This is a genomic window from Komagataeibacter swingsii (genome assembly GCF_003207895.1).
Lineage (GTDB): Bacteria > Pseudomonadota > Alphaproteobacteria > Acetobacterales > Acetobacteraceae > Komagataeibacter > Komagataeibacter swingsii.
Genome location: NZ_NKUB01000012.1, coordinates 1 through 23,889, shown reverse-complemented (window position 1 = coordinate 23,889; position 23,889 = coordinate 1). Strand labels below are relative to the sequence as shown.

General features: G+C 59.5%; 33 protein-coding genes. 9 read left to right on the top strand and 24 right to left on the bottom strand.

Translation table 11 applies throughout. The features are described 5' to 3' along the window. Positions 1 to 316: 316 nt before the first annotated feature. The 5 genes from CFR76_RS10445 (at position 317) to CFR76_RS10425 (ending at position 3,564) form a co-directional block, all read left to right on the top strand. Positions 317 to 892 (top strand): hypothetical protein, encoded by a 576-nt coding sequence (locus tag CFR76_RS10445; RefSeq protein WP_025440135.1) that lies wholly within the window; start codon positions 317 to 319, stop codon positions 890 to 892. Between the two features lie 3 nt (positions 893 to 895). Then, positions 896 to 1,726, top strand: coding sequence for a hypothetical protein (locus tag CFR76_RS10440; RefSeq protein ID WP_025440134.1), 831 nt, complete (start codon positions 896 to 898; stop codon positions 1,724 to 1,726). After that, positions 1,726 to 2,220: a hypothetical protein gene (locus CFR76_RS10435; protein ID WP_019091963.1), complete on the top strand. Its 495-nt coding sequence runs from the start codon at positions 1,726 to 1,728 to the stop codon at positions 2,218 to 2,220. Before CFR76_RS10440 ends, CFR76_RS10435 begins: the two co-directional genes overlap by 1 nt. A 110-nt stretch (positions 2,221 to 2,330) precedes the next feature. Beyond that, the gene (locus CFR76_RS10430; protein WP_025440133.1) at positions 2,331 to 3,143 is read left to right on the top strand and encodes a hypothetical protein; all 813 of its coding nucleotides are present in this window, start codon (positions 2,331 to 2,333) and stop codon (positions 3,141 to 3,143) included. Positions 3,144 to 3,156: 13 nt separating this feature from the next. Further along, on the top strand, positions 3,157 to 3,564 hold the full coding sequence (locus CFR76_RS10425) for a hypothetical protein (protein ID WP_025440132.1): 408 nt from the start codon (positions 3,157 to 3,159) through the stop codon (positions 3,562 to 3,564). Positions 3,565 to 3,915: 351 nt separating this feature from the next. Here the strand turns inward: CFR76_RS10425 and CFR76_RS10420 are convergent, their stop codons facing one another. From CFR76_RS10420 to CFR76_RS10405, 4 genes are all read right to left on the bottom strand, one after another. Beyond that, entirely contained in the window at positions 3,916 to 4,218 is a 303-nt protein-coding gene (locus CFR76_RS10420; RefSeq protein ID WP_025440131.1) for a hypothetical protein, read from the bottom strand. Between the two features lie 70 nt (positions 4,219 to 4,288). After that, entirely contained in the window at positions 4,289 to 4,969 is a 681-nt protein-coding gene (locus tag CFR76_RS10415) for a hypothetical protein (RefSeq protein ID WP_019087277.1), read from the bottom strand. Positions 4,970 to 5,491: 522 nt separating this feature from the next. Next, positions 5,492 to 5,926 carry a cupin domain-containing protein gene (locus tag CFR76_RS10410; protein WP_025440130.1) on the bottom strand — a complete coding sequence of 145 codons (435 nt, stop codon included), beginning with the start codon at positions 5,924 to 5,926 and terminating at the stop codon, positions 5,492 to 5,494. A 65-nt stretch (positions 5,927 to 5,991) separates the two neighbouring features. Next, complete coding sequence (locus CFR76_RS10405) at positions 5,992 to 7,011, bottom strand: zinc-binding alcohol dehydrogenase family protein (RefSeq protein ID WP_025440129.1); 1,020 nt, start codon at positions 7,009 to 7,011, stop codon at positions 5,992 to 5,994. Between the two features lie 100 nt (positions 7,012 to 7,111). Between CFR76_RS10405 and CFR76_RS10400 the strand changes: the two genes are divergently transcribed. Next, positions 7,112 to 7,525 (top strand): winged helix-turn-helix transcriptional regulator, encoded by a 414-nt coding sequence (locus CFR76_RS10400; RefSeq protein ID WP_025440128.1) that lies wholly within the window; start codon positions 7,112 to 7,114, stop codon positions 7,523 to 7,525. Between the two features lie 154 nt (positions 7,526 to 7,679). Next, on the top strand, positions 7,680 to 8,285 hold the full coding sequence (locus CFR76_RS10395; protein WP_244151051.1) for a nuclease-related domain-containing protein: 606 nt from the start codon (positions 7,680 to 7,682) through the stop codon (positions 8,283 to 8,285). Here CFR76_RS10395 and CFR76_RS10390 read toward each other — a convergent pair. Next, a complete protein-coding gene (locus CFR76_RS10390) occupies positions 8,279 to 8,713 on the bottom strand; it encodes a chorismate mutase family protein (protein WP_025440126.1) in 435 nt (144 codons plus the stop codon). The genes CFR76_RS10395 and CFR76_RS10390 overlap by 7 nt on opposite strands. A 272-nt stretch (positions 8,714 to 8,985) precedes the next feature. Between CFR76_RS10390 and CFR76_RS18810 the strand changes: the two genes are divergently transcribed. Then, positions 8,986 to 9,531: a histidine phosphatase family protein gene (locus CFR76_RS18810; protein ID WP_010515643.1), complete on the top strand. Its 546-nt coding sequence runs from the start codon at positions 8,986 to 8,988 to the stop codon at positions 9,529 to 9,531. A gap of 179 nt (positions 9,532 to 9,710) precedes the next feature. On the opposite strand, the gene CFR76_RS17735 is transcribed toward CFR76_RS18810, so the two are convergent. From CFR76_RS17735 to ssb, 4 genes are all read right to left on the bottom strand, one after another. Then, positions 9,711 to 10,439 (bottom strand): hypothetical protein, encoded by a 729-nt coding sequence (locus CFR76_RS17735; RefSeq protein WP_146222663.1) that lies wholly within the window; start codon positions 10,437 to 10,439, stop codon positions 9,711 to 9,713. Positions 10,440 to 10,734: 295 nt separating this feature from the next. Beyond that, positions 10,735 to 11,292: a hypothetical protein gene (locus tag CFR76_RS18415; RefSeq protein WP_041250534.1), complete on the bottom strand. Its 558-nt coding sequence runs from the start codon at positions 11,290 to 11,292 to the stop codon at positions 10,735 to 10,737. Positions 11,293 to 11,375: 83 nt separating this feature from the next. Then, positions 11,376 to 12,575, bottom strand: a complete 1,200-nt coding sequence (locus CFR76_RS10375) for a DUF3991 and TOPRIM domain-containing protein (protein ID WP_025440124.1) — start codon at positions 12,573 to 12,575, stop codon at positions 11,376 to 11,378. Between the two features lie 580 nt (positions 12,576 to 13,155). Further along, the gene (gene ssb, locus CFR76_RS10370) at positions 13,156 to 13,626 is read right to left on the bottom strand and encodes a single-stranded DNA-binding protein (RefSeq protein WP_025440123.1); all 471 of its coding nucleotides are present in this window, start codon (positions 13,624 to 13,626) and stop codon (positions 13,156 to 13,158) included. A gap of 357 nt (positions 13,627 to 13,983) precedes the next feature. On the opposite strand from ssb, the gene CFR76_RS10365 reads away from it, so the two are divergent. After that, complete coding sequence (locus tag CFR76_RS10365; protein WP_041250533.1) at positions 13,984 to 14,496, top strand: hypothetical protein; 513 nt, start codon at positions 13,984 to 13,986, stop codon at positions 14,494 to 14,496. Here CFR76_RS10365 and CFR76_RS10360 read toward each other — a convergent pair. From CFR76_RS10360 to CFR76_RS10295, 15 genes are all read right to left on the bottom strand, one after another. Beyond that, complete coding sequence (locus CFR76_RS10360; protein ID WP_025440122.1) at positions 14,493 to 14,873, bottom strand: hypothetical protein; 381 nt, start codon at positions 14,871 to 14,873, stop codon at positions 14,493 to 14,495. The genes CFR76_RS10365 and CFR76_RS10360 overlap by 4 nt on opposite strands. Next, entirely contained in the window at positions 14,870 to 15,259 is a 390-nt protein-coding gene (locus tag CFR76_RS10355) for a hypothetical protein (protein WP_019087110.1), read from the bottom strand. The genes CFR76_RS10360 and CFR76_RS10355 overlap by 4 nt, the downstream gene beginning before the upstream one ends. After that, entirely contained in the window at positions 15,256 to 15,639 is a 384-nt protein-coding gene (locus CFR76_RS10350) for a hypothetical protein (protein ID WP_232272605.1), read from the bottom strand. Before CFR76_RS10350 ends, CFR76_RS10355 begins: the two co-directional genes overlap by 4 nt. A 57-nt stretch (positions 15,640 to 15,696) precedes the next feature. Next, complete coding sequence (locus CFR76_RS10345; RefSeq protein WP_025440121.1) at positions 15,697 to 16,596, bottom strand: ArdC family protein; 900 nt, start codon at positions 16,594 to 16,596, stop codon at positions 15,697 to 15,699. Between the two features lie 72 nt (positions 16,597 to 16,668). Further along, the gene (locus CFR76_RS18045; RefSeq protein ID WP_010512122.1) at positions 16,669 to 16,824 is read right to left on the bottom strand and encodes a hypothetical protein; all 156 of its coding nucleotides are present in this window, start codon (positions 16,822 to 16,824) and stop codon (positions 16,669 to 16,671) included. Between the two features lie 415 nt (positions 16,825 to 17,239). Then, positions 17,240 to 17,884 carry a hypothetical protein gene (locus tag CFR76_RS18410; protein ID WP_019087113.1) on the bottom strand — a complete coding sequence of 215 codons (645 nt, stop codon included), beginning with the start codon at positions 17,882 to 17,884 and terminating at the stop codon, positions 17,240 to 17,242. After that, positions 17,877 to 18,287, bottom strand: a complete 411-nt coding sequence (locus CFR76_RS10335; protein WP_026018840.1) for a hypothetical protein — start codon at positions 18,285 to 18,287, stop codon at positions 17,877 to 17,879. Before CFR76_RS10335 ends, CFR76_RS18410 begins: the two co-directional genes overlap by 8 nt. Positions 18,288 to 18,571: 284 nt before the next feature. Continuing rightward, positions 18,572 to 18,940 (bottom strand): DUF6915 family protein, encoded by a 369-nt coding sequence (locus tag CFR76_RS10330; protein WP_010511883.1) that lies wholly within the window; start codon positions 18,938 to 18,940, stop codon positions 18,572 to 18,574. 1 nt (position 18,941) lies between these two features. Beyond that, a complete protein-coding gene (locus CFR76_RS10325) occupies positions 18,942 to 19,412 on the bottom strand; it encodes a DUF6878 family protein (protein WP_019087440.1) in 471 nt (156 codons plus the stop codon). 261 nt (positions 19,413 to 19,673) lie between these two features. Further along, positions 19,674 to 20,144, bottom strand: a complete 471-nt coding sequence (locus tag CFR76_RS10320) for a DUF3085 domain-containing protein (RefSeq protein WP_019087439.1) — start codon at positions 20,142 to 20,144, stop codon at positions 19,674 to 19,676. A 122-nt stretch (positions 20,145 to 20,266) separates the two neighbouring features. Beyond that, positions 20,267 to 20,581 carry a DUF5983 family protein gene (locus tag CFR76_RS10315; protein WP_110557068.1) on the bottom strand — a complete coding sequence of 105 codons (315 nt, stop codon included), beginning with the start codon at positions 20,579 to 20,581 and terminating at the stop codon, positions 20,267 to 20,269. 31 nt (positions 20,582 to 20,612) lie between these two features. After that, entirely contained in the window at positions 20,613 to 21,644 is a 1,032-nt protein-coding gene (locus tag CFR76_RS10310; RefSeq protein ID WP_110557067.1) for a phosphoadenosine phosphosulfate reductase domain-containing protein, read from the bottom strand. A 157-nt stretch (positions 21,645 to 21,801) separates the two neighbouring features. Then, the gene (locus tag CFR76_RS10305) at positions 21,802 to 22,215 is read right to left on the bottom strand and encodes a hypothetical protein (RefSeq protein ID WP_053324123.1); all 414 of its coding nucleotides are present in this window, start codon (positions 22,213 to 22,215) and stop codon (positions 21,802 to 21,804) included. Continuing rightward, positions 22,208 to 22,546 (bottom strand): hypothetical protein, encoded by a 339-nt coding sequence (locus tag CFR76_RS10300; protein ID WP_110557070.1) that lies wholly within the window; start codon positions 22,544 to 22,546, stop codon positions 22,208 to 22,210. The genes CFR76_RS10305 and CFR76_RS10300 overlap by 8 nt, the downstream gene beginning before the upstream one ends. A gap of 182 nt (positions 22,547 to 22,728) precedes the next feature. Further along, a complete protein-coding gene (locus CFR76_RS10295; protein ID WP_244191881.1) occupies positions 22,729 to 23,754 on the bottom strand; it encodes a hypothetical protein in 1,026 nt (341 codons plus the stop codon). Positions 23,755 to 23,889 lie beyond the last annotated feature (135 nt).

The window sequence follows — 23,889 nt, the reverse complement described above, 5'->3', positions numbered from 1 at the left end:
CGGAAGGGTCTAAGCATTGCTTATACCCTTTTCCAACTTCCCCGCTCCTGGCGGCGAAGCCGCCCGCACCAACGGTGCAATGGTGTATGAGAACCCGCTATTTATGGGTAGGCGCAATGTCAGCCTCGGATATGTCGATGGGTCGTCGTAGGGTCGTGAAACAGTCGTTCCGTCCGTGCGTCAAGGGTAGATATATGGGTCGCTCATGAGTATGCGCACGCAGATTACATGTGAGAATCTGCATGCTGACGAGGCTGCGACCCAGGTATGATCTGGCCGTATTGCATTCGATCGAGGATGCAGGAGGGGATGAATCATGACAGGCAGGTTCGGCAAGGAACGGCTGAAATCGCTCATCGAGAACCACAGGGCCCGAGACAGTGCGACACCTCTCTATCGGTGGCTGCTCACCAATTGCGAGGACATAAGCGCACTGCGATCAAAAGGGGATTCCTGGGCTCCCTATGTTGCGGCAGCCCGAGAAGATGGCCTTGACCTTCCGGACGAAAAGGAAGCGATGAGGCGTATGGAGCGCTATTGGCGCCGTATGGCCGGCACCCGCCGCATGCATCCGGAAGCTGAACAGGTTCCACAATCTCCTGACACCGAAAGCGCCATGCAACCCAGCCGCTTCCCTCGCGGCTGGAGGCCCGCTGTTGTCGATGACGGTCGCGTAAGCTGCGCGCCCGATGGAACTGGCGTTCCCGCACAAATAGTGCCCGCCGAAGAAAACGCACAGGTCGCATCATTGCCTGCGACAGTGCCAGTGTGCTCGGACAGCGAGACAACCGGGGAGAAGAACTTCCCCATTGGTCGCGCCCGGGCCGAGGCCATCAAGCGGGATCTTCTTGCGCGGCTGAAGCGAAAGGAGCCCGGTTTTCATCGGGAGTAAGGCATGGCATCCGCCACGATCACAGACGCCGCAGACCCAACGGAGCTGGTGACACGCCCAACCCTGCTCGTAGCCATCGGGCGCCAGCGGGTGGGAAAGACGACATTCCTCAAATCACTGGCCGAGATCACGGCCCAGCAGGGAGGCAGACCGGAGATCTGGAACACGGATTCCATGAACCGCTCGCATACGCTTTCATCGCTTGGTCCGCAGGTTCTGGAAGCGGACAGCATGTCCCCGACCGGGCAGGCTGCCTGGCTCGAAGGGCAGATCGAGAAGCTGGTTGAATCCCGCCATGATGCGATTCTCGACATCGGGGGAGGATGGACTGCGATGCACGAACTGATCCGCTCATCTCCCCTTGTCGCGGCGCTGGACGAGCTTGGGGTCTCGCTTGTGACGATCTTCATGATCGGTATGGAGAATGCGGACATCGACTATCTGCAGGACCTTCAGGAGCAGCATGGCTTCCTGCCACGCCGCACGGCGATTGTCATAAATGAAGGCCTGCTTCCCGTCGGTATCGACACACCTCAGGCGGTAAGCCAGATCCTCGAAAACGAAGCGGTGCTCAACGCTCTGGACCGAGGCGCCGCGCACGGTGTGTTCCCCGCGATCAACGGGCTGAAGAAAATCGCGGATCGTGGGCAGTCGTTCATGGATTTTGCTGCGAACAAGCCGGTTCCCGGACAGCCGAAAAGCTCGGTCTTCGACAGACTACGGGTCAATCGCTGGCTCAAGCGGGACGTGCCCCTCTTCCTGCGCGACCTCGGAGCGGACTATCTGCCCCGGATGCCAAAGGGGCTGCCCGACGTGGTTATGGAGAATGTCTGATGGCAGCCCAGGGCGACATCGAGGCGGCAGACCGTGAATTCGCGGTCCGAATGGAGAACCTGCGCAGGGTCGCCGCCCAATGGGTCGAGCGTCCGATCGCGCCCGAAGTCGAAGTGCTTTCGGCACTGGTCGCAGCGATAGACCAGATCGGCACCCTCTGCATTGAAGCCAGGCGCGCCTCCATCCGCTCCGTTGCCGAGAGCAGGCTGGTGGCCGAACAGCAGCGCGAAACCCTGGCGCAGGACACGATCGCCATCCGCAGCCACCTCAGGGACGGAATTGAAGCGGTGCACACGCTGCGCACCATCAACGAAAAACTGGTCGAGAAGAAACTCCTCGCGATCACCGCGGATATGACGAAAGGATTAAGGGGCGCCATCGAGAGCCAGGCCACGGCCATGACCAGACGGTACAACCTGGAGACGGCCTTTCGCATCCTGGGCTACAGCTCCATCGTCCTGATAGCGGGATTTGCACTCGGACGGATGCCATGAGCATGTCTGCAACGGTCACGCTCAGGGCCGGAACGGAAACGCCGTACGAAGTACTGACACAGGTCGCATGATGCTGGCCGATCCTGTCCGCCTCGCAACAGGAGGCCAAGGTGATCCGGTTCCCCTTTCCATGCCGCCGCACGGCGCAAGCGACCGTGGTCCTTGTGACGTGCGGCTTCGTCATGCCCCCCATCGGGCACGCACAGACAGTAAACGTGCCCGGCGGACTCCCGATACATGTCAACGCAACCTATCAGGAACCGGGGCTCGGTGGCTGGACCCCGGACACGACAGGCACAGCCCAGGCCACCAGCGGAAGCGGCGCCGTCACCCAGACAACGACAGCAGGCACGTCCGACAGCGATGCGCTCGGGATCCTATACCAGCAGTCATGGGGCTATGCGGCAGCCCAGAACGCCGAGGCGCTGGGCGTCAATCCGTCAGCACTGGCCGCGACCTGCGTGGTCGAGTCCGGCTGCCAGAACCTCTACACGGCCGGAAACGGCAGTACGATCACCGGCGCGTTCCAGATGAGCAACGGGACCTACAGCCAGACCCTTGGAGAGGCACTGGCCGCAGACCCCTCGCTGGCCTCATCCATCACCAGCGGCACGGCAGGCCAGCAGGACCCGGCGACGCAGGCGGTGGCTGCGGCGCAGTATCTCAAGGATGCCGCGACCAGTCTGCAGCACAGCGGCATCAGTAACCCGACGGCCCTTGATGCCCGGGCCTATTATAACTTTGGCCCGAGCGCGGGTGCTGAAATCGCGACGGCCGACGACAGCAGTCTCATGTCGTCCTACATATCGGGCACGGCAATGTCGGGGAACAATATCAGTTCAACCACCACGGTCGGCCAATGGCGCGCGGCAGTCGCAGCAAAAATGGGCAGTGCCGCGTCCAGTTCGATCCTGACCGGCTGACGAGGAGTCCAGCATGAAGTTTTCCCACCGGGCCGCGATCCTTGCGGTCATCACCTGCAGCATCAGCCATCCGGCCTTCGCGCTGCACAGAACCCCGATGCGTGCGCTCGACGGGTACAGATGCATGGCCCTTGATGCGCCGGAGCGGGTCATGATGGATTTCCGGCATCCGGTTCCACTGCAGAGCGAACCACGGGACGATGCCCCGAGCATTGCTCCCGCGCTGGCGGTACTTCCGGTCGCCACGGACGCACCGCCTACGAACGGCTACGTCCGGAGCATGACCCTCGCATTGCGTCCCGGCTGGGTCTCGACAAGGTGGCTGAAACCCTACGACGTGGTCCATCCCGGCATGACCTGCACGCCCTACATCATGAATGACGGCAAGCTGGGCTTCGTGTTCGGCAGGACGACACAATAGGTTTGTCATCTCCACAGTCCGGCATGCTGCATGACCGACATTGTTTTCCCCGGGAGCGGAACAGGGAAGGCCGCTGCCCGCCGGGAGGGCCGCGAGGCGCCCGGGTCAAGCCTGAGGGCATGCCCCTGAGGTGAACCGGGTTGCCCGGAGCGCGGGGCACCGCCCTGCGATCCGGGCGGCCCTGTTCACTGAAAGGGGCGTGTCCTCACCGCGCGAAGCGCGGCGCGCAGCGGGCTTGAGGCGGGCGCCTCGCGGCGGCATGCTGGTATCAGGGCATTTTTTTCCCGCACGATGGCGGCCCCGGACACCAGAAGCAGGAACCCGGTTTCCGGGCTCCTGCGGCGTGGTCTCTCAAGGCGTCGGATCGTCAGGCCACCAGGGGTCGGGAGCGTCCGCAATCTCGCGCGCTTTCGCTTCGGCTGCGGCGATGACTGCGGCCCTTACGGCCTCGGTCGCCTCCCGCCATGCGTCGATGCCGTGGTCGGCAATAAAGTCATGGGCGCCGTCATCTTCGGGGTGCGGCATTTCCGGGCCGTGATAAAAAGGATTGCGATGCCAGACGTCCCGGTCCGTCAGGACCCATGCGTGGTGGGGCGCAGCACGCGAAAGCTCAAGGGCCTCGTCGCGGTCTGCCATGGATTCATATTCGCTCATGCGGGTCGATCCTTGCGGAAAGGTACCTTGCCGTGGGTGGCCGGACCCGCCTTGGGTCCGGCCGGGTCGGTCAGAAGCCGAGGGCGTCCATCTCGGCAGCTGCGGCCCGCTGGTCGATGGTGCGGGCGTTGCTGGCCGTGTAGGGCTTCCACGGGGTGCCGATCATGTCCTCGTAGGCCGCAAGGGCCCCGCGGGCGGACGCAACCAGAGCGGCGGCCTTGATCCCCTGCTCGGCTGCAAAGCGGCGGGCGTTGGCCGCCCTGTTTTCCAGCCCGTCGACGCCCATCCGGTCCTCTTCGCGATATTCGTTGAACTGTGAGGACAGTTCGCGGGCCTGCGCGCGCTTGGCGTCGTAGAACTGGGCGGCCCCGAAGGCGGACGCGACAGCGGCACCAGCCATGCGCTGGAGGTGCATTTCCAGCCCCTTGTCGTTCTGCTCCCCGTTCCATGTGGTCACGACCAGCACGGGCGAGAGGCTGCGGGCGATGACGGTGAAAGCCTGCCGGGCCGTTTCCGCGAGGGCGTCGGCGTCGAAGTCCTCAAGACCGAAATGGGAAACGATCTTGGTGATCTGGTCGGGAACGGGGATCAGGGCTTCGGCGGCCTCGATGGTGATGACAGGCACGCGCCGGGCCGCTTCCTCGAAACGGCGGGCGGCGGGGGCCTTCTGGCCCGATTTTGCCTTGCTGGCGGCTTTCTTCTCTTGCGCGGAAGCAAGGGCGGCGGTCATTGTGTTGGTAGCGTTGGACATGAAACTTGACCTTTCTGTCTGGCGTCAGCCCTGTCCGGTGTTGGAGCACCGGGCGGGGCGTCTGTGGCGGGAACCATTTCCCTCTCCACAAATAAAGAATAGTACAGACAGAATATAAATACAATAAAAAAGACAATATATTATGAGTAAATATTAGTTTACTATTGTTTTTATTCCCTTTATTTCCTTATGCCCATTTTATTAATCACAGTATTATCATGTATTTCATAAGTATTCATCCTGTAGAACCCCAGGGCGAGCGGTCGAACCGTTGCGCGAAAGCGTGGAGACCCCGCAGGGGGCTCCAGTGAGGTTAGCGGCGCAGCCGCTTAGCGAACCAGAGTGAGAGAACCCCGAAGGGGCCGCCCTGATTTTCTTTTTTTCCTGTTGAACAGAGATGTTTCCCGGACCGGCCCTTTCGGGAGAGGAAACCGTATCCAGACGCCCTGTACCTGCGCCGCGTTTTGCGGGCATGCGCTGCAGGGCCACAGCTCCCGTTCGTCTGTGACCCGCGACATTCCTTCAGATACTCTTGATGAAGCCGGAAGGCGTGCCTTCGGCAGGATTGACGAACACCACATCATCCGGTGCCCGGCGCGGTGTGTCGATGGCAAGAAAAATGACAGGATCACACAGGATACGCGGCACCGCATGCACCGCACGCCGCGGAAAGACCAGCAGGTGCCCGGGGACAAACGGCGCTTCCTCAGCCGGATCATCAATCCAGAATGTCCCTTCTCCCGAAAGGACATGGAGGACTTCATCACACTGGGTATGATAATGCGGCGGCACGTCCCGATAGATCCGGAACACCCTGATGCTGGCTTCCGGCCTGTCGGTCAGATAGGTATCCAGCAGCATCGTATCCGCGGTCTGCGGGAACGCGGCGGCAATCCTGTTGAGATCGAACCGCCCACCGGTACGGTTCAGGGTCATCAGGTGCTCTTCATCAGTCATGAGGCCTGTTCTCCGCCCATGTTCCACACCATGTCTCGACGAGCGCTTTCATGGTCTTCTCCATTTCAGCCAGGAAAACCTTCGAGCACGATCTTGCCCTTTGCCTGACCGCTCTCGATCAGGGCATGGGCCTGCCGCAGGTTCGCCGCCGTGATCAGGCCGAGGTGCCTGCCAAGCGTGGTTCGGATACGCCCGTCATCCACGAGGCGTGAGACGTCGTTGAGAATCTCGCCCTGCCTGCCCATATCGGCTGTGCCGAACAGCGGGCGGGTGAACATCAGCTCCCAGTGCAGCGACAGGCTTTTCTTCTTCAGCGGCAGGGCGTCGAGCGCGGCCGGGTCATCAATCAGGCCGAAATGCCCCTGGGGCGCGATCAGCGCGACAATCTCTGGCATATGCCGATCCGTCTGCGTCGTGGAAAAGACGAAGCCGGGCGCACCGGTCGGAAGGGCGGCGACCTGCGCGGCAAGAGGCCTGCTGTGGTCCACCACATGATGTGCCCCGAGGGATGTCACCCAGTCGCGCGTTTCTGGCCGGGAGGCGGTGGCGATGACCGTGACATCGGTCAGGACCCGGGCCAGCTGGATGGCGATGGAGCTGACGCCGCCAGCGCCGCCGATAATCAGCACGGCTGGCCTCACGCCGGGGACGGACCGACGGATATCCAGGCGATCGAACAGCATCTCCCAGGCGGTGATCGCTGTCAGCGGCAGGGCCGCGGCTTCAGCCCAGTTCAGGGAACGGGGCTTACGGCCGACAATCCGCTCATCGACCAGGTGGAATTCGGCATCGGTTCCCGGACGATCGAGTGCGCCTGCGTAGAAAACCTCATCCCCGATGGCAAAATCCGTGACTTCAGGTCCGGTGCCGACAACGATCCCGGCGGCGTCCCAGCCCAGGACCCGCCATTGACCCGCGTCCGGCGCGGCGCTGCGACGGACTTTTGTATCGACCGGATTGACCGACACAGCCCTGATTTCCACCAGGAGATCCCGCCCTGAAGGAACAGGCTTCGGCAGATCGATGTCCTGAAGGGACGCGGGATTGTCGATCGGGAGAGGCGTCTGGTAACCGACGGCGCGCATGATGTCTGCTCCTGTGTTGATGAAGGAGAACAGTGAGCATTATGCTGGGTTCGGACAAGAACGCACTTTTAACGCCCATAGTATCGGAAATGATACCGTCATGGCCCGTATCCGGCATAAATCACTTGATTGCAGTCCCGGCTGTGCCGTTGAAGCGACGCTTCAGCTCATCGACGGGAAATGGAAAGGGGTGATCCTCTACCACCTGCTTGAGGGAACCCTGCGCTTTAACGAAATCCGCAGGCGCCTGCCCAACATCACCCAGCGCATGCTGACGGCGCAGCTCCGCGAACTGGAACAGGACGGGTTTGTCCTGCGGACAGTCTACGCCGAGGTGCCCCCGAAGGTGGAATACAGCCTGACGCCGCGGGGACGGACCCTGGAGCCGGTCATCATGGCCCTCAAGAAATGGGGGGACGAGAATACCGGGTTCAGGCGGGATCCCGAATCCCCTGCGGACCTGGACGAGCCTGCCGCCGATTGTCCGATCTCCTGCGTTCAGGCTGGCGGGTGAGCGGGCAGTATTGGTGATCCGGATCCGCGTTGCGGACATGCACCCGGACGCTCACCCCGAGCACGCATGGTTCCCGGCATTTCCCGCCCCAGTCGCATGACGGACAGATATATGGGACACGTTATCGGGCCATGGAACTACAGGGGGAGACTGCGTGGTAAGACTTCGACGTCATCGCGTGAAGCCTCCCGGCAGCTGCCGCCTGACGGCCCATGAGGTGCAGGTCTGGCGGTCCTTTCGCGCCGCCATCCAGGGCGAGAAAGGAGAGAGCGCCGTAGCCCACGTGCTCGACCGGAGCGGCCTGGCCGTGCTGCACAACGCCATGCTGCCGGCAGGTGACAGCAGGACCACCCAGATTGACCACCTGTTCCTCAGCCCGAGGGGCATCCATGTCGTGGAGACCAAGCGGTATGGCGGCGAACTGACCGGACACCCGGAAGATGAACGGTGGCGACAGCGTTTTGCGGGCGAGGCGCCCGATGCCCCGCCCCGGCTGATTTACAGCCCGGTGATGCAGAATGCCGCCCATTGCCGGGCCGTCTACGCGCTGGCCCGCCTCGTGGACCCGACCATCCAGGTCTTCAGCCACGTCGTGATGACGGGAACTGCGGTCCTGTCACCGGCGCTTGTCGCCTGCACCCTTTCCCTTTCCGGGTTGGAAGCCCTGCTACATGGTCTTGAGCGCAACGTGCCGCGGGGCACACTGACTGACGCATGGCGGCGCATCGGGCTTGCCTGCCATGCCAGCGGGCATCAGTAAGCGGCCTCCCTGTCAAGAAAATCGAGCAGTTCCGCGATTTCCCCGGTTGAAAGCATGCGCCCACGACAGGCCTCACCGTCGCGGGGAAAGTCGAGCGGCTCGCCGCCATGATCACGGTTGCCGGCACTGATCCAGAGTACCCGCTCCGGCTCCTCGGGATCATAATCAAGGCGAACCCCGAGGCCATCTCCAAGGTCGATGAAATCAGAGAACAGGTCGTCCTCACACCGCAGCGGAAGCGTGCCGATTTCCACACCGACCCATCTGTCGGGAAATCTGGCCCGGAGAAGTTCGGTGAGCTGGCGCGTATGCAGCCTGAGATCCGTCGGGTCCCGGACGGGCGGCGGTGGCTCCAGAGGCTGCAGAAAATCCGCCTCGTCATCACCCCAGTCATCGGGCTCAATCGGCGGCACCGGCTTTTTCGCCATAAAGCAGACGTCCTTCGACCAAAAGAAAAGCAATTTAAGACCAAAGCGTCGGACGGCACTAGCCTGTTTGGCTCAACGCCCGACGCACAGATGAAGCCAACCTCATGCCAACCGGTTAACTGGCCGCATATCGTCCCGAAACATCACCTTGTCCACTCGTGTATAAGGCTGCAAAAATATGTTTGAATTCAAGCGCTATCGTAAAGATAATCGTTGAACATGATCTGGCGCCCGATCCTGTCATGGGCGGGAATAGAGGTCTATGACATCATATGCATATTCACCTGATCCGTCATGGTCGTCCCGCCTGCCTTCCGCAACCAGCATTATCCCGCAACGAATACGCACGTTGGCTTATTTCCTATGACGCGATGGGCATCATGGACCAGCCACCGGCTTCACTCCTAGACTGGCTGCGGACCGCAAAAATAGGAAACCTGATTTCAAGCTCTCTACCCAGAGCCATTCAGTCAGCTGACGCCGTGGCACCGGGCAGAGCAAAGAGCGACCCCTTATTTAATGAGGCTGCCATTGCCATTCCTTCAGTGCCCTTCCGTATGCATTCAACCGCCTGGACTTCAGTCGGTCGAATACTTTGGCTACTGGGGAGAACGACAGGTGAAAATTTTATCGATTTCCGATTTCGTGCCCAGGCCGCGACTGACGCACTGATGGCGTCAGCAGCCGTGGCCAATACTGTTCTCGTCGGGCATGGATGGATGAACAGGATAATCGGCAAAGAACTGCGGAGACGAGGGTTTAGCTTGCAACAGCAGGTGAGGCACGGTTATTGGTCTCGTACAAGCTTCACACGGTAGTTCTAATTTCGACAGCGGCGTATTGATAGCTTGGAAAGGAGTTGCTGTCTCTCGTATCTAGTCAAGACAGCCCGTCATCTCCAGATCTTAATCCCTTCTCATAAAGGACATGATCAGGGAAATATGAGTAGAGGAGAATGCCACCTACCCGTTCAATAGACAGGTATATTTCAGACTGGTTACGACCTCGGGCGGAAGTCAATTCGCATTACGGAATCAATATTATTAAGATCAATTAATTCTGTTGCCAATATTGCCAGAGCATCACAAATTTCATTTGTACATGCGCAAGCATCAGCTTCTATCTCACTCGGAGAAAACGCAATAACTGGAACACCTGAGATCATTAGTGTTCTAGCCCGAAGACGATCGCGTTCATCCTCCGGTAAGATACGGGTTGGCGCATGGCATTCTACTGCGAGAAAGCGACTATCCCCTCTCATACAAATTTTGAAAAGGAAAGCGGGAGTGAAGTCGCGTATCGTCTGATGCATCGACCAGATAGTGCCCCACTCGGGCTCGTCACTCGAAGCCCCCCAAGCATGGCAATGCTGTAAATCGTTGTAGCCATCATTTCCGTACAGGAACAGGTTCAACGCAAGGCGAGAAATTATTGGGTCAATTGCTTCTTCAACGAGAAGGAATACATCATGCTCGACACTACGAAGGCAGCGCCGAACGTCGTGAATACAAGAGACAGCTTCCTCGTCCGATCCTGCTGTTATTGCTTGGTCAATTTTTTCATTTGCCCAATCCTCGCATTCTGAACCAAAATTTTCGAAGAATTTCATTGAAGGACTGCGAACACCATGGTCCGCAAGCTTAGTAGCAGCAGCGATCACCATTTTGCGAAATGTACCAGGCGACCACCGTGGAGTTAATTTTGATAACTCCTGTTCACTTACCATATTCGAACCATCCTTAATGCGCGCTGCCCATAGGAGCAGACAACATACGACCTTGGCAAGGTTACAGAAGTTCGAGAAATGGAAGTCTAGGGCCTGAGTGCTCTCATCTCGATGAAACAATAATGAAATTTATCTTTGCACAGACAGAAGGCTGAGTTCTGAAAGTTAGTGTCAGTGTAAGATACGATTAAAAAAGCATAAGCGATACCTTATACTGACATGCGCATGACACCACTACGCACCGTCAATTCGACGAAGACCCGCACACGCAGTCAGGAAACTGGCTTATCGCCGGTCATAATTCTTCCATGCCTTCCGCCATGCAACCCGGGGTCGTGGTGATCTTACCGGTCGAGAGCAGGATTGTCGCCGGACAGGAAAGATCCCAGTTCCCCAGCCCGCGTTCCCAGCGTCCATCGATAACCAGGCCGACAGGACAGCCCGGCCGCTCGTAGAGGCGGACTGCACTTTGCGGTATCGGGGGATCATCTTCTGCCCGCGCCAAACGCTGGCGCAGGTGGCGGTTCCAGATGGTCTGGGCCAGGGGCGACCGGGCAAACGTCCGTGAAAGGTCTGCCTTCATCGCCAGACGCGCGATCCCCCGATCCGCATAGTCTGAAACAGATCCCATGACCCTCTCCTGTGTGAGATGATCCTGCGCGCAGGACCGTTCGGCGCCCACCTCTGTGGCACGCCAGCCGTAAATGACGATCATCCCGTGATCGCCGGCGAAGGAGGCGATGCGGCCCGCCAAATCCCGGCCTCGAGCCATCGAGGCCGCGCGTTGCCCCGCAATCGACGCGCCACGTATTCCCGCATACCCGTCGCCACCCTGGCAGAGCCGTTCGGGCATGCGCGCAGGCCTGCATATATCTGGACAAAGCCTGCAGCCCGTGATGCCGTCTGCCCGGGTGAGCCCAAAGGATTCACGCTGGTTCACAAGGACAGCCCCGGTGATGAACCTGAACGTGGCCCGGCGGGCTTGCCCACAGGTTCAGACGAAGCAGGCAATGAGGCGTCCGAAACCCGCGGCGGCCGCTGCGTGCCGTGCGCCTCGACCTGACCCAGCCATGACGGAGACACCGTCTCCGGCTGTGCTTTCGACCCTGAACCCAGGACTTCGGACAGGCGGCACAAGGGCGCAACGGGAACAGAACCTGCCTGCATTCCTTCCCTGCGGGTCCTCAGTACCGCATTCCAGTCCTCTCCCGGCCCCTTCGGAGATATCCGTCCCGACCAGAGACCGACGTCCTGCGCCATCGCAGCGAATTTCCCGGCATAACGATCCCCCTGCAGGTCGTTATCAACGGCAACAACCAGTCGCGCTTCAGGCTGGGCGGCGACCTGCGTCATGACCCGCTTCAGGTTAGCTTCGCTCTCTGGGCTCATGCCGCCACCCGTCGAGGTATAGAGCGTTCCTTTGTGGAAGCGATCGAGTGCAGCAAAGGACAATGCATCAATGGCCGCCTCGGTGACGACAAGGCGCGTCACGGGCGCTTCTCCCCCGTCGGCCCGGAAACCGAAGAGACGCTTGCCAATGCCGCCTGTCGAGAACCCCTTGTAATCCGGCCCCCGCATTTCCATGCCGGTGAACTGCCCGTCCGCATCCCGGTGGCCGAACCAGGCGGTTCCGTGCGGGCCTTCCTTCAGCGCCCCCTGCTGTCCGGCAATCGCGACAATATGGTCGGGCAAACCACGGATCTCCGTCAGATAGCGCCATGCAGCCGTCCCCTGCCCGGGTGCGGCGCGACGGTTCCACAGTTCAGCGGGATCGCGCCGCGGTCTGTCATCGGCTCCCTTCGTACGCTCGGCAACTTCGAGCGTCGGGCTCCTGCCGATCAGGGCGCGAAGTTCCTGCCTGACATGACCGAGGTTCTTCGAGGGATCGAGATACTGGACAAGCTTGAAGACATCACCTTTGCCGTCGCCCTTGGGGTCCCACCAGCCCTTGCCATCGTGATTGACAATAATGGCCTCACTATCACGGCGAAATTTCAGGTTACGTGCGGAACGCTGCGCGGTGGCCTGCCGATCCAGCCGGAACCCGGCTTTCTCCAGCACAACGGCGCAGTTTACAGCATTGCGAAGCTCATCAAGTTCTCTTTGCTGTGCTTCTGGGGAAGACGTGTAAGCCATGAAAGACACTCCTTCACGAACAGCATGGGTTGTGTTTCAGACCGCTCCGGTATTTACGGTGAGTATTTGAGATGATCGTGCGGAAACATCCGACAACCTCTGTATGGTTCGTCGAGATATTGCGTCCTGATATTCCGCGTTGAGAGTTTTTATTCTGCGTAACCTGCAAAAGAATACAGGACGCACGAATGGCTGCAGTTTACGCGCGGCAGAAAACGGCATGTGCCCGCGCCACTGCACACGCATTACCGGGACTATGGACGAGCGGGCATTCACGGCGCCAGATACTCCCTGTGGAGTATCCCGTCTGCGCCCACATCATGCGACTGACGAAAAAATAAGGTTCACGAGCCCGTATAAAGGGCGATAGAGAAACAGGAGAGACACAGCTCATCCCCGATGTGGACGGACGACCGGCGTTCCGGTGTCGGCAGACAGGCGTTTCCGATCGCCCGCGCCATCAGGTCTGACAGTCCTCACAAGTATTCATGACGAGAACTGGCGCGGCAAAAGCCGCACTTTCTTCTCCCTGAACAGGCACAATGCTCCGGGTCGCTGACGACCCGGAACGCCGCGCGGCCTAAAACGGGATTTCGTCATCCACGTCCTGCGCGTTGGAAGTTGCGGCAGGAGCGGGGCGCTGTGCAGTGCTCCGCGAGGGACGCTCTTCATCAAAGCGTCCATCGCCCGTGCTTCGACCATTGGCCAGCACCTTCAGGTTTCCATCAAACCGATCAATGATGATCTCGGTCACATAACGGTCCTGTCCCTGCTGGTCGGTCCATTTGCGTGTCTCGAGATGGCCTTCGACATAGACCAATGTTCCCTTCTGGCACCGACGTTCGATCACGGCCGAAAGGTGATCATTGAAAGAGACGACACGGTGCCATTGGGTTTTTTCCCTGCGCTCACCGCTGGCGCGATCGGTCCAGGTTTCACTTGTCGCCACGCCGAAGGATGCGATTTTGCCCTCCCCTTCCCTACGTGCGGCAAGATCCGGATCCCTGCCCAGGTGACCGATGATGATGGCGCGATTGACTGACTGGCTCATGGTCTTGTTCCTTTTTTCCTTCCTGGTCGTCTCCGGCCCCTGCCGGATCTCTGACCTGGTGCGGTCGCGCGGAAGCGGGCCACAGGCGGCGGGCGCAACCTCTCGGGGCGGCAGTGGTGCGGAAGCCGCGCATGCGGCTTCACGGTGCCGTCCCGACCGCAGGCCCGGGGGTTGCGCCCGACGACGACCGCTTCAGACCGCAAAAACCAGGTCAGAGACCCGGCAGGGGCCGAGGTCATGCTTTTGGATTTTGATTTCTGTTTTATTTTTCTATTTCGCTCATAATCGTGTCATTTATTCTTGTACAATTATGATAGTCGTCCTAGAATTTCCTTGTCTCTACATTGGGAGTTCATCATGGCCGTGATTACTGCGTCGGAAGGCCGCATCACCCTGAAGGCCGACTTTCATCCCGAACTGGCAATCCAGGCCCGACGTTACAGGGGACGTTTTCTCGGCAAGGAAATCGGCTGGTCCTTCCTCCCCGAACACGAGCAGGCGATCCGCCAGCTCTGCCAGACCCTGTATGGCGTGGATGGCACGCCAGATGCGTGGCATGACTGCTGCACCGTGCAGGTCGAAGTCGACGAGCAGGATATCCGGGCACCGCTGTGGCGCCAGTTCAACGCCGATATTTACCTCGGTGGCCGTCACGTTGTCGGTGTTTTTGGTCCCCGTCAGGCAGTTCGAACCGGCAGGGGCATAAAGTTCCTGCGCGGCCAGCCGCATTGCGCTACCCGGATTAGCGCCTACCACATGGAGGTACCCACCGGCAGCCTTCTGGAAATCCGGAAATATCCGCGTGCCGCACTGGTGTTCCTGGGCCGGTGCCTCGACGGGCATGGCTCCTGGCGCATGGCCCAGGGCTAGAGCAGCCCGAGTTGCACGGTGGGCACGGATGAATTCGATGCCGTCGCTGTTCCGCCATGCTTTGCCTGCAGACGGGCCAGCTCCGCCTTCTCGCGCGCAACCTGATCGAGGAAATCGCGCCGTGTGGCTGCATTGTCGAACCATGTCTGCGCGAAGCCGGTCCGATTATAATGCGCGATAAATCCGAACATATTGCTCAGCCGGCTATACAGGGTCGGGGTAAATTTTTCTGCAGGCATTCCGAGTGCGATGAACCGCAGGATCGCATTACCAAGCTTTGCCTTTTGCTGGGCCGTCGCCCATTGGGTGGGTTTCAGGACAGCCGGGTCGAAAGGCGGGATCCGAAGCCGCTCGCACAGGATCGGCCCCGCCGTCATGACACCCGGCTCCGGCATCGATAGCCGTTATGAAAGCGGTTCACATCCGGCAGATCCGGATAATGCCCCTCGCCCAGGCCCTCTTCATTCATCCTTTCCAGATAGCGCACTGCCACGGTCACACGGCGGACATTGGCGAGGCTGCGCAATACGACCAGATCCGAGCGGCCTCGCATATAACGGTCTTCCCAAAGACCCGTGACGGGGTTCAGCGCAGCCGCCCCCATCGTGCCGTTCAGAAAGCATTCCACGATCCACGGCCGGGTCCGATAGGGACGTCCTGAAACAGGTGCCGGAAGACGGAAGATGGTTCCACTGGCAATCGTCCCGACCCGGAGCGGGTTATTACCGCCCTGGAATGGAGACGTATAATACTGGCGGATCATGCCACGTCTCCTTTGCAGGACGCCATGTTTCCGGTTTCGGCTGCGGATCGTCCATGCAGGATCCGCGCGCCATCAGCGTCGTTATCGACCATGAGAACCCATCTGTCCGTCCCCAGGGCGCCAGCGCGGTAAGCCGCATCAAAGCCACGTGGCTTACGATCGCCCCGACGGATATGCACACTGATGGAAAACGAGCGCCCGGGATGTGCGCTGGCGATCCTCTCACCGTAAAGCGTTACGGCAGTCGAGATTTCCGCGAGCGTCCGGGCTTCTGTCATCCCCCGTGCACCAAGGTGTTCCATCGGCAGCGCCTGAAGGATGGTGCTGCGCTCGGAACGGATGCGCACGGCGGGAGTGGCAATCAGGGCAAAGACAGGCATGATGAACTCCATCGCCCAGTGGGCCCTTGCGGGCGCACAGGTTTTCAGGGTTGGGTTTCAGGCGGCAGACGCCACGTCCTCGAGAGACGGCTGACGTGTCGATGAGCTGAAAATGTATTGGGCCGCGGCTGAAGCAGCACTCGCTGCGGTGAAAATGGCGCGCTTGTCAGCCTTCAGCAGTGCCAGCCAGTTCCCGATGTAATCCGCATGGCGGACCGTCGGCTCGATCTGCAGTTCCGCGCACACGAAAGCTGATGTCATCTCTGCGACCAGTTCCTCGGCCGCGTAGGCATGGTCACCAAACCGCTTGCCAAAGGTGCGCGACAGTCGGCTTTCGGACCCGGTCCAGTGCCCGATCTCGTGAAAGACGGTTCTGTACCAATCGATCTGGTTGAAATAGGACTGCTGGGGCGGAACCCGGATGAAGTCCGCATCCGGGGCATAAAATGCCTTGTCGCCACCGATGCGAATGTCCGCCCCGGTTTCGCGCATCAGCGCTTCCGCGTGCGGCACGATTTCGCGTTCCGGCAGCGGCGCGGTCGGCGTGACCATGCTCTCCGGCAGGTTCTCGCACTGGTCAAGATTGAACACCGTAAACCGCTTTAGAAACGGGATCTGGCGTGGCTCGTCGGAACCCGCTTCCGATTTTGGCGTGAAACGGTCAGCATAAAACACCGTCGTTCCCTTCTCGCCTTTCCTGACATTGCCGCCCTGCGCATGCGCCTGACGGAACGTCAGCCATTTCTGGGTAGAAAACCCCTGCATCTCTACCGAACCCCACAGCAACAGGATGTTGATCCCGGAATAGGCCCGATCGGTCGCGGCATTACGCGGCAGGGCAATGCCGCATTTCGCGCGGCTCCACGGGCAGACCCACGGCACGGTTCCCGCTTCAAGTTCGCGGATGATGCGGTCAGTGACGGACTGGTGAATATCGGTACGTTCGGTTCTGGCCATGATCAGTCTCCAGAAAATGCAGACGCCGCCCCGAAGGGCGGTGCGGATGGGCAGCGGATGGCGAGAGTGGTGTCACCTGAGATCGATGATGCCCGTGCACGGATCGAGGAAGACGTCGGGCAGCAGGAGGAAAGTGACCATGGAGGCCGTCCAGAGGAGCACGATGGCGACGAATTTGGCGATTTCGACGGCAGGGCGGGACGGCGGCGCGATGCGGTTCTGTGCCATTTCCAGATCCTTTTTTCGGGGGTTTCGACCCCTTCCGGCGACCGCAGGCCAGACTGGCGGGCAAGGGCGCCGCACAGCGGCGGCACCGGAGCCGCGCACAGATGGCGCAGCCATCGCGCACGGCGAGGAGCCACCCCTTGCGCGGCAGGCTGGACTGTGGTGCCGATCCTCTCTATATTTTCTTTTTATTTATTGATTATAATTATTTTATATTATATTTTTATACATACATCTCGGAACATCATTTAAAACAATATTTTTATATTTTATATTTGTAAACATGTCTTTTTCTCTGCTTGCAAACACGGTTCACCCGCATGTCCTGATGGGCCCTCTCAAAGCCATGCCGTATATTCATGCTTCTGATGACCATGCCGACCGGTTTCAGGCCGCCACGGCCTTGCGCGCAGACGATCTATCCGAACCGGATACCGTTCGTCGTAAACGTATATTCATTGATGCGAATGGCCTCATCGACGGCGTCATCGGAAGATTCGTAATCCCATGCTGTTTCGAGAGAGCGATACAGCCATCGTGCAAGATCACGCATGACATCAGAGAGTATCTGCGCGGCGTCTTCGGTCATTTCGCATCCGGTTTGACTTTCACGTATCACAGTGACGGTCATTGTAAATTCGTGATAATAGGGCCCGGTCTGGCTAATCCGGGCGATTAGCTGGTAGAAATTCCGTCTCTGGATCTGCGCCAGGGTGTCAGCAATCGCGTGGAGTTGCGTATCCCGTGGCGCGTAACGGCGGATTTCATGGGATGCATGCCGTTCATATCGGTAGATCCCCTCGAATGAAGCTCCGTCCCCCTGATTAGAAAATCCTCGGAAATAGAGGCACGGACCGCCTTGCTCTGGAGTTACTGCACCCCGGGGTAAAAACGTAGCAATGTCCACACCAAGTATGCCGCATATCTGCAGAAAGTCCTCATAGACCGCATCCCACCAGGAAAAGCGGTGAAGAAAGTCCCGGTACCAGCAGCGAGCCTTTTCACGAGCTGATCCGGACAATTCATCAATTTGATAGACAGGAACGGCAATAATTTCATGCATCGGAAGTGTCTCCTTCGAGAGCAGCCGCCAGCCAGTCATTGGTGGTAACCCAGCCGACAGATCGTCGCGCGCCGAGATCGATCACATGTGCGCCTCCACCAAAGGCTTCGAGACGTGAGCGCGAGCAGGTGTTGGCGTACTCAAACCCCCACAGTCCCGACAAACTGAATGTGGAGGCACACTTCAAAACGAAAATAACAACACACTCAGGGTCACCACTACCGTCGTCTTGGATCCACAGTCTGGACATGTTTTCGCTTGATACGCTCAGAGAGAACCCACTTGAAACACAGAAGCCGTCAGGATCTTCCGGCTCGTTCCGATAGAGTTCAAGCGCCCTCTCCGCATTTTCAGCCGTCCCTACATCAAGGACACACGAAAAATGAGTGAAGTAATTGGCCATCGGGAAACTCCCCATAAAACAAAAGCCCGAAGCATGTCCGGACTTTCGCGAGAGAAATGACAGACGGGGTCGGAAGCTTTGTGCAGGCATGGGATGGACTGCCGGACAAGGGGCTACGCAGCTTTTTTTTCACGCGTTTATCCCCGTGACATCCGGAAGTTCGCCTCAATCATTATTTTATCTGATTTATAGGACGAAAAGCTGTAGCTCCATGGTCCTCGTATCGACATATCCACGACGCCGCATACGGGCTACGTCACGGCCAGTATTTCAGAAGTCTTCTGTTATTCTGAAAGTCTGCCATAAGCGGGATCAAGGCTTCGATGAATGGGCTGCGCCCGTCCCATCCAGGGCTGGGGGCGGATTTCCTTCAGCCAATCAACGAAACTCGGAATAAATCCAAAGTCCTCGCGCATATGCTGCTCGGCGATCAACCGCACCGGGACAACCCGCCCGGTGGAAATTGTCAGCACAACGCCAAAAAGTCTCTCAGCGAGGAAGATTCCTTCCGCGTGATGTCTCAGCGCACGATGCCGAAAATCGGCCGAAATCAATTTTGATTCGTCGAACCAGGTATGGATAGGCAGGAAGTCATCAGCCGTACCTCCCCACTGCCGCACCGACGAGAGAGCATGATAATAACTATGCGCCATTTCAGGCCTCCTCTGTCCAGCTATGCTCGGAATATTCAGTGGACATATATCGTCCGTTAAATTCGAGCGTCAGCGTTCTGTTGGCCACGTCAAACCTGAAGTCGCCAAAAGCACCCTCATTGTTTTCCCAACCACCGTTGGTCTCGGCCAGTGCGGCGTAACAGACCTGTTCGATGACATCCCGCAGGGGAGTACGTTCCGAGACAGTCTCGCAGTCAGTCCACCTCGCCGTCACCGCATCGACAAGGACGTCGAGCAGTGTATCCTCCCCTTCAGGCACAACAGCAATCTCCTCGATCTGGCCGCTATCTCCTTCACCGTCAAACGACACTGTAACGGCTGTAATCCTGGATACCGAAAGCGCTTCAAAGATGATCCTGCGATTTTGCGCTGAAGCTTCATTGTATGCTCTTTCATGGCGAAGTAACCGCTCTGCATGCTCCGCAAAGCTTCGTTCGAAGTTCTCAGTCATGGCGAGTTCCCTCGGTTGCTCAGGCACGGGCACATACCCGCACTTGTTATCGGAAATGAAGCGGGCCGGACGTTGAAAACCATGTCGTAAGCAGATCAATGACAGGTAATGCCTTAATATAGGATTGTTAAGCATAGCGTTTCCGATCATATTTACCATGATTTTTATTATTTTTTACGCCCAGACCTCGCCCGTTACCTACATTTTTGCTTACGTTAATAAAGAATAGTCCTCGCGATATCCGACATATGCTTGTTCGCGTCAGGGTGTTTTCGGGGATGCCAGATAGGGGCAACTGATCTGCGCAGGCGTGACATCAATCCACAAACGACTGCCCGCAGTCGCCTCCAGTGCCTTGCGGATGGTATCGGCGGAAAGAAATTCCGCGCCATCGTCACCGCCAAACGACGCGCGTTTGACATCGTACCAGTCGTCAGGACATGTGCGCGGGTCCGCTTCGACAGCATAGGCGACAAGGTTCGCCTGACCCTCAGCGTCACTGAAGCCCGGATAACCATTCGACATCAGGTACACCCCATGATCGCCAACCAGCATGAGACCTGCCGGTATCTTCGCACGGTCGACATCCGCACCGGTCGGATGGCGCGACGACACGCCAGCCTTGAGAAAGGCCGGGTCAACAAGCTGATCATAGGTAGGGGAATGTTCGCTCGCGGCTTGCGCATGAGCAAGAAGACGCGCCACCAGGGCGTGGTCAAAATGAAGTTTCATTGCAGTATTCCTTTGTATGAGCCCCTTGCGAGGACACAAAAAAGGCGGAACACCGAAGTATCCCGCCTTAAGAAATAAGAACTGGCGCCTCTGGCCCGAGGGACGCCCGATGCCGTTGCCGGTCATTCATCTTCATCGTCATCGTCATCAAAGAAACGAAGCGAGGCATCGACCGGGCCGTCCGCATCAAACAGGACGTAATCACAGTCGTGATTCCGGGCCAGGGCAAGAATGGCCCGCAGTGACCGCGACCCCGGCCAATCATGGGAGTATGGATCCAGCGGGACATGGACAAACCATCCGTGCGGGCCGGACAGGCAGGTCAGCCCAAAGGAGCCACCTGACCTTGCATATCTCTCAAGGTGTCCACGGTCCGACAGGGGGAGGTGGCCGGTGCTCAGGTCGAGGAATTTCCGGATCTGGAACGGCGCTAACATCGGGTTTCTCCCTGCTGGAGGATGAGGCGGGTCAGACCGGCCCGGCGCTCTCGCCGAATGCACCAGCGGGCAGGACCCATTGTTCGGGGGATGTGAGGACACGGCCACGCCAGCGGTGGCAGAGCGCGCGGCGCACCAGATCCGGGTGCCGGCGCACGGGGCCGTAAACCGTGCCGCCATTGGCCAGCGTGCCGAGGTCCCGGTCGCGTCGGATGGTGCAGCCAAATGCGCGTTCCCACTCACACAGCCGGGCGAACCGATCCGGGTCCATGTGCCGCAGCGTTGCAGCCTGATCAGCAGACATGAATACACATGTCAGGCAGGACAGACGGCCAAACCCGAGCTGATAGGGAAGCGGCGGGATCACGCCATGCCGACGCAGGATCTGCCAGACAGCCGCTTCACTCCAGGCATGTACCGGCCGCCAGTGATCGATATGCCGTCGGATCCGACCATCACGACAGTCTGCCCGGTGCCGCTCAAAGACAGCGTAACGGGCACGGTTCGCGGATTCCGCCGCGCGTTCTCCGGTTACAAACAGGGTCCGGGCATGACTGAAGCGCGCCTGGTTCCGCAGGGCGCCATCCGCAACCATGATCTTGGCGTATGGGGAACACCAGCGGACCGACAGGTTCGCCGAAACCTGCGGGAAGCGGCGTCGCGTATTGGGCGGCCCCTTGCCACCGACAGTGACCCGCCCTGTCGGGGTATCGAACCAGACCGGTGCGGTCGGCGCATTATCGCGCAGCATTTCCCGCACGATCCCACCCTGGCGCGCGGAGAAATGCAGCCTGACGCCAAGGGCTGCAGCCAGATGCCGCCCGTAATCGGGCACATGCGGCCAGTCAAAAACGTCCCCGTCATCGTCCACAAGATGGTGCCACCACTCGATGCGCTGCGGCGCCACGCCCTTTTCGAGCAGGTGCAGCGTACTGGCGAGGGAATCCTTGCCAAAGGAACAGGCGACGATGACGTGATCATAACGCGCCAGATCAGGCATCTCTCCCTGCCCCGACACGACAGTTCCCAGGCGGGATGACAGGCTTGCGGTCACCATGGACATTCTCCTTGTCTGAATGTCTTCTGGCGGTCCGAAGGGATATCGCGGGTCAAACGCGGCGCGTGCACCGGCATCGCAGGCCCGCGGAGCGGGACAAGAGCCACCGTTTGAGGCGCGATGGCCCTTCGGGCATATTTTTTCCTGTTTCTTCCTGCTTTTCCTACGCGTCCGCGTTCAGGTATTCGTGCAGATACCGGCGCAGCAGCACGCAGGCTGCATGAGTGTCCCGCTCACCGTCATCCGCAAGGACACGATCCATCACTCTGGCGAGAACGAAGGCTGCCTCTCGGCCCGGGCTGAAAACAAGGGAAAACCCAAACTGTCCCTGCAGCACGCCAGTTCCCGCATCGTGGACCATGGCCACGATCTCGCCATGGACGACTTCCTCGACCTCAAGGTCCACTTCCTGACCGTCAGGCAGAATGGTGGTCCGGATCCCGTCAGAGTCCACACTGTCGGGGACCGCATTGAGGACGATCCGCGCAGCCGCCTCGGCGTCCGTCGCCGTGACCCTGAAATCGCCGGCATCCGCTTCAAACAGGCGCTCAACCAGCGTGATACGAAAATCAGGCATTGCCGTCCTCCCTTGCCAGGACAAATTCGCTCAGTGTCTTGGCTTCCCGCCATGGGCAGTGCCACACCATCACGTCCTTTCCGCAGATTTCGGCGACACAGCCACGCTCTCTCAGCCGGGCCAGTTCGTCCGACGTGATTCTTGGAACCGCCGTGAAAGCGGAAAATTCGACCACTGCCGCCTCCACGCTCTCATAGGGTCCCCGCCATCGGCGGGCCGCGGGCGGATAGATTTCAGGCGTCCGGATCAGAACCCCACCATCCGGGTGGAAGCCCAGTTCAACCACATACCTGCCGATCAGACGCTTTTCCGTCACGTATTCATGGGTCATCACGGTTCTCCTTCGCCGACGCAGGTGAACGCGTAACCTGACGTTCCGGATAAGCCCGGTTGGGGCACATCGCAGCATTTCCCGGTCGACATCCTGCCAGAGGCCGTTGCTGGCTCACCGCCCGACGTCCCCATGGGGGCGACGGACCGTGAGCCAGAGCAGTACGGCGGCAACAGCCTCGCTCAGCTGAAACCTACAAACTCAACATGCGCCCTGAGGAATTCTTCAGGTGTCTGCGATGGCGGCGCCAGACTTTCCGCCCTGCCGTGCAGCACGTCATCCTCCTGATCTGCCGCCTGGTCTGGGGGCGTGTCAGTCACTTCATCCCGTTCAATGCCCGTCGCGGCAGGATCATCGGTTACCGGGCCACCAGCCAGCGCACCAGCATCCACGTCGTCTTCCGGGTCGATATCGTCGTCATGCGCCAGTTCCCCATTATCGTCATCCGCTCCGGATGGCGGGGCGAGCGCTTCCGCGAAGGTGGCGTTCAGCGCCGCGACATCGACCTGGAAACGCGCGGCAGGATGCACCCAGATCCCCTGCCCGACATGGTCCATCAGGGCGCGGCGCATTTCCTTGCCGGTATTGCGCGGCAGGATGCCTTCCGCCTTTATGGCCTTCGTGATGCCGGGCTTGCTGAGCGTTTTCAGGAAGTCTTCATCCGCCATGGCGGGCAGATGGTCGTCCGCTTTCACGATATGGCCGACCAGGACACCCCAGTCGCCGCTATTCGTCGCGTTCTTCTCGCAGGACAGAACGGCTTTGAGCACGTCGACAGCAGCGCCACGCAGGAGCGCCTCGTCCAGCGCCATCTCGCCATCCTGGAACAGTCCGGCGGCGGCCACGAGCCGGCGTGACGGACGGCGCTGCGGGTAGTGTGCGTTGGAATCCCCATCCACCCGGACATTCTGCGCGTTGAGGGCCGCGATCATCAGCCCGAGCAGGATCCATGGATCGGCAGAGCCCCGCATGCCGTCCAATGCAGCATGCAGCGCCTGGGTGCGGAAACTGCCGATCATGTCAAAACCGCGCCCCGAAATATCGGGCCGTTCCCTCGGCCCTTCTGGCAGGGCTTCAATGACGGCGGATGGCGTCACGCGACCTGCCGCCTCGCTGCCCGGCAGGACGCACCAGCCCTCGCGAACCTTGAGGCGATGATCAAGCCAGAAGAATTTCGTGGCGCCCTCGCGCTGCCTGTTAAGCGGCATGGAAAAGTGACCCCTTCGGAAGGGGGACAGGCAGCTAAAAACGACCCCTTTCTGAGAAACGGGTTCACGATGGCCTTCATGCTGAATGGAGGCCCGGTTTGGGATGCTTGTTGTGGAAACAATTGGAAAGATCCG